Consider the following 613-nt stretch of genomic DNA (forward strand, 5'->3'; position numbering starts at 1 on the left):
TCATGAACGGCCAGACCGTCATCATCCCCCTTGGCGACAAGGCCCGTGACCCTTGCTTTATTGCACTGTTTCAGGATGAACGCCTGTTTTCGCCGCAGACAGACGGCGAGTGTGTTTACTGGCCCGACGGTTCCCGCCTGTCCTGTGCCGAAATCTTGAATATGGTACGGGGGGGCGGGGGATGAGCAAGCGAAGAATACTCAGCGCTCAGGCTAATGACGAAAACCCTAATGAAATCATTGTGGAGCTGGATAACGGAACCACCATCCTGCTGGATTTGGGGCCGAAGTTCAGCGTCCCGCTGTTTGCCGAGATTCCCAGGCTTTGTCTGCCTCGTACAGACGGTGAGCGGGTGTACTGGGTCAACGGGGCCAGTTTGCATCTGGATGAAATCATGGAGATGCTCACAGACCGAACAGACCCGGAAATCAAATTAAAGAACGGAGGTAATTGAAAAATGAAACGGACAGGCAAAAAACTCGTCGGTGTACTGCTGACGCTGGCCATGATGCTGTCCCTGCTGCCGGCGCCGGTATCGGCGGCTGTTACCGACACAAATGACTGGGCGATTTTTGATGCTGATGATCAGTACAATTTGCCGGAGACCCAGGAG

The 613-nt window shown here is 54.2% G+C and carries 1 protein-coding gene and 1 pseudogene; both read left to right on the forward strand.

Features of this window, described 5'->3' with window-relative positions; genetic code table 11:
* Positions 1-185: pseudogene (locus B3W37_RS01020) on the forward strand (hypothetical protein); the annotation flags it as partial.
* Entirely contained in the window at positions 182-454 is a 273-nt protein-coding gene (locus B3W37_RS01025) for a hypothetical protein (protein WP_483174521.1), read from the forward strand. The pseudogene B3W37_RS01020 and the gene B3W37_RS01025, both read left to right, overlap by 4 nt.
* The last annotated feature ends 159 nt before the right edge of the window (positions 455-613 follow it).

The sequence above is a fragment of the Syntrophomonas sp. UBA5494 genome, assembly GCF_002426325.1.